The organism is Candidatus Eisenbacteria bacterium, from assembly GCA_016867495.1.
GTDB lineage: Bacteria > Eisenbacteria > RBG-16-71-46 > CAIMUX01 > VGJL01 > VGJL01.
The window spans coordinates 1-7,292 of the sequence record VGJL01000127.1; the positions used below are offsets into that span (position 1 = coordinate 1).

Consider the following 7,292-nt stretch of genomic DNA (forward strand, 5'->3'; position numbering starts at 1 on the left):
GCGCGCTCCCTCCCTCGATGCGCGCCCCCTCGGCCTTGGCTTCCAGCTTGACCTCGATCTTGCGATCGAGGTGGCTCCTCACCGCTGCGGCGATCTCGATCCGATCGCCCTCTCGCGCGAAGCGCGGCGCTCCCCACTCGATCTGGATCGGCTTGCGGACATCGACCTTGGCTTCGCCGTAGCCGAAGCGATCGATACCCGAGGACGCGAGCGCGCGGAATCGATAGCGAGTCAGATCATCGGCGAGCCGGAAACGAACCGTCGCCTTCCCATCCGGGCCTACCTTCACCGATGGATCCCAGTGGACCGTCGGGGCGAAACGCTTGCGAAGCCCAAGGGCGCCTCCGCCTCCGCCTCCGCCCGGCGTGAGCGCTCCCTTCTCGCCGCGCGGCGACAGGGAGAGGCGGAAGCGGATGTCGTCGTAGTCGACGCCGGTTCCCCGGGAGGCAAGGAATGTCGCGACGGGATCGGGATCGTCCGCTTCGATCAACTCGAAGATCGCATCGTCGACAACGGCGAGCGCCACTTCGCCGTCCACCGGTCCGCCCGAGATCTCGCGCAGATCGATGAGCACAGCGACCTCCTCGCCCGGCTCGTAGGCGTTGCGATCGGGAACTACCGAAACGCGCAGGCGCCAGTCTTCATCTCGGATCTGGAGGGGAATGGCTCCCCACCCGTGGTAGGGAAGGCGCCTCTTTCCATCCGCGCCCTGCGGCACCAGGGTGGGGCCGACGAGCACCGTGTGCACCGTCGGTCCGGAGGGCGCGAGTCCCGAGAGCGGCACGGGAATCCTCGGGGATCCCTCGAGACGCGAGATGCGCACGGCCCGCTGCACGCCCTCGTCCAAGACGAGCAGGAGGCCTTCTGTGGGGACGGCGGGTCCGGGGATCAGGATGGAGGCCGTGTCCCCGGGAGCGTAGCTCTTCTTGTCGGACTTCAGATCCAGCCAACCGGCGTCATCGCGGTACCAGGACGCCGCCTCGCGGCCCGAGACGTAGATGGCATCCCGCGCCCTCGTGGTTCTTCCCTCGAGGTCATTCGCCTCCGCCACGAACGAGTAGCTTCCGGGGGAGGAGGGACGATAGCGGAGGACGACCGGATCGCGGGCGGATGTGAACTTCCCCTCCTCGATCACCTCATCGTGCGGGACGTTCTCGTAGCCGAACACCGAGCCGATTCTGCGGACCCGGACAGTTCTCCACTCTCGCCTCTCGATCTTCCAGCGGATCTCCCGCCCTTCGATCGGCTTGTCGGTCGTGTCGAGCGCGACGGCGGAGAACTCGATCGTCTCGTCCCGCCGGTCGGGATCGAAGACCGCCCGAGCGCCGACTCTGACCGCCGCCCGCAAGGCCGGGAAGCTGACGACGTCGTACGCGGAGCGATCCGTGATGTCCCGCGCTCCCATCTCGAGCACGTAGGTCTGATCCTCCGATAGACCGGACAGGTCGGGGATGACGGGAAGGCGGGTCCTTCCCTCCGCGTCCAGGACTCCCTCTCCGGAGGCGAGGCGCGTCATTCCCCGCCACTCGCCCGTGTCGTCGCCTCCCGCCGGCCGCTCGTCGTGGAAGGCGAAGTCGCCGTACCCTCTCGGGCGCGACCAGTAAGTGTGGCGCGAGAGGGTCCAGCGCACCGGAGCGCCGGCCAGGGGACCGCCTCCGAGATAGGAGAATCGGCCCTCGACATGAGCGGTCGATCCCGAGACGGCGTACCCGTCCGGGCGCTCCAGCCGCGCCTCGAATCGCGGAAGCTTGTATTCCTGAACCTGGAAGGAGGCCCACCCGATCTCCGAGGCCTCATCGCCGCCCGTCATCGAGAATGCGATGGAGTGATCTCCGAGCGTCGCTCCGGCGGGGATGTTGTACGAGCCGCTCCCTCCCCCGGGAGCCGTGAGCGGGATCCGTCCGCGGTCGACGATCGCGCCGTCGGGTCCGCGGATCGAGTAGAAGACCGCATCGACCGCGGCGGCGGCGAGACCGGCATGGCTCGCTCTTCGAAGGTGCGTGATCCAGTGGGCGGTCTCTCCCGGCCTGTAGAGGGGACGGTCCGTGAACGCGAAGGCGCGGTTTCCGCCGCCTCCGTGGCCATCGTCCCAGGATGTCCAACCATACCTCGACAGCTCGATCCAGGCGGCGTCCTTACCGAGCCGGACCTGCGCGACGAGCGGAGTCTCATCCGGCAGCTGAAGGTCGCGCATCGGAGGGAGCCAGACGAGCCCCTCTGAATCGGTCACGCCGCTCCAGGAGTGAGTCGGCGCGCCGGGGACGCGGAGGAGGACCTCGGCGCCTCCGACCGGCTTCCCTTTGGAGAGAGACGTGACCCAAGCGATTCCAGGGCCTTCTCCCGACATGATCGAGAGGCCGAGGTCGGTGATCTGGATCAGCGCATCGTCGCGCAGGAGATCCCTCGCGCCCTGCGGCGACCGATGGAGCGGGCGCGCACGGGCCCGCAGATGAAGTACGCGGCCGGCGGCGGGCGCAGGTCCCAGCTTCGAGAGAGGGATGTGGACGGCTCGCGAGCTGTCGGGGGTTTCCCTCGGCTCGATCCACCGGGCCAGCAGCGGCAGGCGCGGACGGGCGAGGCGGCGCGCTGAGCCCGTCAGGCGCGCATCCACGCTATCGGGCGCGACCCACGCGCCGAAGACCTCGACGGTGTCGACATTGGTCCCCTCGATCCTGATGAAGGGTTCCGGGGCGCGGGGCAGGTATCCGCCGGCCGGGACGATCCTGAGCTCGTGATGCAGATGGGGAACCGTGAAGCCGATCTGCGCATCGGAGGAGAGGCTCTCGCCGAGGAGGGTCGTGAGGCCCGCCTTGATCGCGAGCGTATAGGAAGCGCCCGGGCGCAACCTGACCTGGACGCGATAGCTGGCCTCGGGCCTGCCGCCGCCGGGGGATCCCACGAAGCGCGACCCGGGAACGGGCCGCACACTCATCTCTCCGGCCGGGGGCAGGAGCGTCAGGCGCGACTGCAGGGCCTCGGGATCGACAGGTCCGGCGAGCCCCAGCATGAAACCGTCGACGTCCGCATGGATGGAGACCGGAACAGGCGGTCCGAAGCTCGTGAACTCGATCGCGAGCGGCTCTCTTATCCCGACCGCGGAGGAGAGAAACGGCAACCCCGCCGGCACAGACAGCCGGTATGTCCTGCCCGGGGCGATCGGAGCCTCCGGGCGCAGGGCGAGGATCCTCTGTGGCTCCGCGCGCTCGCCGCCGCGGAAGAACTCCCTTATCGCCATCGAGTCGACTGCCGCCGGCCGCAGCCTCATCGCGCCCGAGGGACCGGTGAGGAGGATCGAGTCGGCCGCCGACGGCGCGGGGGTCGCGTTGAACAGGAGATAGAGCGGCTCGTCGGGGGCGAGCATCCCTCCTTGGGCCGGAATCGATCGGAGGAGGCGGGGCCGGCCGACGACGATCTCCCATACGTAATCCGCGGCGAGGGCCTCGCCGCCCAGGGCGGCGGTTCCCCGCGGCACGCGGCAGACGATCCTGGTCCCTGCCGGCACGGGGGAGCGCGGGATGAAGGAGAGCGCGCGCGTGCCGATCCAGGAGAAGCTCCCCTGCAGGGGAGGATCGAGCAGCAGAGGCGCCTTCCCCTTCTCGCGGGCTCGGGCTCCCAGGGCGATCATCGGGGCGTCGAAGACGACGTCGATCGAGTGGAGCGCCGGCACGTCGCCGCGCGGACTCGCGATCTCCACGTCGAGCGATCCGGAGCTCTCGCTTTTCGGGTCTCCGTGCGGGACGGCGAGCCAGAGGGCGCTCGCGGCCGCGACGAGGATCGAGATGATTGCCGCCGAGCGAACTGCTTGTCGATTCTGGAGCATCGTTCCTCCGTGGGCAGGTCCTCCGGGAGCCTACGACGGCGCGCTTGCCGTGTCACGCGCCCGCTCGGATTGACAGCCTCCCGTGGCGCACATAGAGTCTGGTGAATCCTCCGCCAGGGGGATTCACCAGGGCCCGCCGACATACAGATCCCGTGCTCCTCCCGGATGAGAGGAAGAGACGCCACTCGGCCGGACCGACGGAGGGAGAGCGAAGTGCGATTCGACTTGAGCCGCCTGCCCGAGAGATTCCACCTGGGGACCTCATCCTTCAGCACGACCGACTGGTGCGGGTCGTTCTATCCCGCCGATCTCCCGCAGCACGAGTTCCTCTCCCACTACGCGAAGGTCTTCCGGACGGTGGAGATCGACGCGACGTGGCATTTCATGCCCGGGGCGCGAACGGTCGACGCATGGGAAAGGAAGGTCCCCGAGGGCTTCGTCTTCGCGGCGAAGGTGCCCAAGGTCATCACCCACGAGAAGCATCTCGAGAACTGCAGGGAGGACTGGGAGCGCTTCCTGGAGACGATGGAACGGCTCGGAGGCAAGCTCGGGCCGTTGCTCTTCCAGTTCAAGTACTTCCCGAAGCGCCAGGACGCCGAGGAGCACAAGACAGGAGAGAAGTTCCTCCGGCGTCTCGAAGCATTCCTGCCGCTCCTGCCCGACAGGGGCAGGTATGTGGTGGAGATCCGCAACGAGACGTGGCTCCGGCCGCCGCTCATGGATCTGCTCCGATCGCGGGGGATCGCCCTGGCCCTGGTGGACCACGTGACGATGCCGAGGCCGGCCAGGTGGTTCGAGCTGTGCGATCCGATCACGGCGGACTTCTCCTATGTCCGGTTCCTCGGGGACCATCACGCCATGGACAATCTGGTCGCGCACAAGAGGGAGGGAGGAGGAAAGAGCCGCGACTGGGACGAACTCGTCGTCGATCGCGCGAGCGAGATGAGGGAGTGGGTCCCGGTCCTCCAGAGGGTCGCGTCGGGCGTGGGGGATCTCTACGCCTACTTCAACAACCATTACGCGGGATTCGCCCCCGGGTCGATCGAGCTGTTCCTGCGCGTGTGGGAGGAGGAGACCGGCCGGGGGAGCCCCGCTGGGACTCCGCGCCCGCGAGAGGAGGGGCCATGAACGGGGATCATGCCTTCGCCTTCCTCTATGTGTCCGAGATCCTCGGGCGGCGCGTGGTCGATCAGGAGGGGCGGGCGATCGGCCGCGTCTCCGATCTCGTCGCCTCGCCCGGAGACCTCTACCCGGCCGTCACGGGGCTCGTGATTCGCCGCAGCGCCGGGGAGCGAAAGGTCGCGGGGATCCCCGCGGAGGATCTGCAGCGCCTGCGCCCCGGACAGGCGATCGCAATCGATCCCGCCGCGCTGCGGAGCCTTCACCTCGAGGGGACCGAGTTCCTCGTCTCGGACCTGCTCCTCGACAAGCAGATCGTCGATGTCCAGGGCGCGAAGGTCGAAAGGGTGAACGACGTCCACCTGCTCTTCACCGATCGCGTCTGGATCGTCCATGTGGACGTCGGCTTCACCGGCCTGCTCCGGCGGATGAAGGCCGAGCGCGCCGTCCGCCGTCTGGTCGGGCTCTTCGGCAAGGCGCTGCGCGACGAGCTGATCTCCTGGAAGTTCGTGCAGCCGCTCGCCGAGGAAGCGTCCGTCGGCGTGCCCCTTCGCCTCAAGGTTACCCACGGAAACATCCGCAAGCTCCACCCTGGAGAGCTGGCCGACATCCTCGAGGATCTTGGGAAGGACGAGCGGACGATGATCGTCCACAGCCTGGATCCGGAGACGGCCGCGGATGTTCTCGAGGAGACGGAAGAGGATGTCCAGGCCGCCGTGATCTCGCAGCTCGCCCCCTCCGTCGCGGCCGACATCCTGGAGGAGATGGACCCCGGTGAGGCGGCCGACATCCTGACGAGCCTGCCCGACGTCCAGAGCGAGGAGATCATCGCCGAGGTCGAGCCGTCCGAGAGGGCGCAGATCAAGCGCCTGATCGAGTACGAGGAGAAGACGGCCGCCGCCCTGATGACGCCGGAGTTCGTCTCCGTGGGGCCCGAGGCGACGGTCGCTCAGGTGCTGGACGAGGTCCGGCGGATGGCGCCGGAGATCGAGGCGATCTACTACGTCTATGTGCTCGACTCCGAACGCAGGCTCAAGGGAGTTACGACGCTCCGCAGCCTGTTCCGGGCGGGAGCGGAGCAGAAGGTCAGCGAGATCATGGAGACGCGCCTCGTCACGGTCGGCCCCGACGAGGAGAGGGGAGAGGTCGCGGAGGTCTTCCAGAAGTACTCCTTCCTCGGATGCCCCGTGGTGGATGAAGAGACGCGGATGATGGGGGTCATCCTGATCAAGCACGCCTTCGACGACCTGCTGCCCGAGTTCAAGCGGGAGGCCCGCGCCTGATGCGGCGCTGGCGCGCGAAGCTGCGGCGCGCCATCCTGCGCCTGAGGCTCTTCCTCGCGATCCTCGGTCCGGGGATCATCACGGCCAACGTCGACAACGACGCCGGGGGGATCACCACCTACTCGCAGGCCGGCGCCCGCTACGGTCTCGCGACCCTCTGGATCTTCGCCCCTCTGTGCCTCGGCCTGATCGTCGTCCAGGAGATGTCCAACCGGATGGGGGTCGTGAGCGGCAAGGGGCTTTCGGACCTGATCCGGGAGCGGTTCGGCGTGAGGATCACCTTCTGGCTGATGCTCCTTCTGCTCGCGACCAACTTCGGGAACATCCTGGCGGAGTTCGCCGGCGTCGCCGCCGCCGGGGAGATCTTCGGAGCCCCGCGGTGGCTGAGCGTTCCCCTTGCCGCCCTCTTCGTGTGGGGGATCGTCCTGCGGGCGACCTATCGCACGGTCGAGAAGGTCTTCCTCGCGGCATGCCTCTTCTATGTGAGCTACATCATCGCGGGCCTCCTGCGCCCGCCTGAAGGCGGCGAGATCGCGCGCGCTCTCGCCTTTCCCCGGCTCGAGCCCGACTCCGGCTACCTGATCATGCTGATCGCCCTGGTGGGCACGACGATCGCCCCCTGGATGCAGTTCTACCAACAGGCCGCCGTGGCCGAGAAGAATGTCCGGATCGAGGACTATGCGCTCTCGAGGCTCGACACCCTGATCGGCTGCGCGTCGGTCACGATCGTCGCCGTCTTCATCGTCACCGTATGCGCGACGAACCTCCACGCGCACGGGGTTCGGATCGAGTCGGCCGCCGACGCGGCGCGGTCACTTGCTCCCCTCGCGGGCCCATACGCGTCGTGGCTCTTCGCCTTCGGACTGCTCAACGCGTCGGTCTTCGCCGCGAGCATCCTGCCCCTGTCCACCTCGTACACGATCTGCGAGGCCTTCGGGTGGGAATCGGGCGTCGACAAGGGCTACGCCGAGGCGCGGCAGTTCTACGTCCTCTACACGGCCCTGATCGTCCTGGGGGCGGGGATGATCCTCCTGCCCGGCGTGTCCCTTCTCGGGATCATGTACGCGAGC

4 protein-coding genes are annotated in these 7,292 nt (G+C 68.0%); 3 read left to right on the plus strand and 1 reads right to left on the minus strand.

Annotated features, from left to right (window positions below; translation table 11 throughout):
* Window positions 1-3,820, minus strand: a 3,820-nt coding sequence (locus FJY88_10315; GenBank protein MBM3287725.1) for a hypothetical protein, incomplete at its 3' end; no start/stop codon positions are given.
* Between the two features lie 165 nt (window positions 3,821-3,985).
* On the opposite strand from FJY88_10315, the gene FJY88_10320 reads away from it, so the two are divergent.
* The 3 genes from FJY88_10320 to FJY88_10330 all read left to right on the plus strand — a co-directional run.
* Complete coding sequence (locus tag FJY88_10320; protein MBM3287726.1) at window positions 3,986-4,948, plus strand: DUF72 domain-containing protein; 963 nt, start codon at window positions 3,986-3,988, stop codon at window positions 4,946-4,948.
* A complete protein-coding gene (locus FJY88_10325) occupies window positions 4,945-6,222 on the plus strand; it encodes a magnesium transporter (protein MBM3287727.1) in 1,278 nt (425 codons plus the stop codon). The genes FJY88_10320 and FJY88_10325 overlap by 4 nt, the downstream gene beginning before the upstream one ends.
* Window positions 6,222-7,292 (plus strand): divalent metal cation transporter (locus FJY88_10330; protein MBM3287728.1); only part of this gene is annotated, 1,071 nt, incomplete at its 3' end. The genes FJY88_10325 and FJY88_10330, both read left to right, overlap by 1 nt.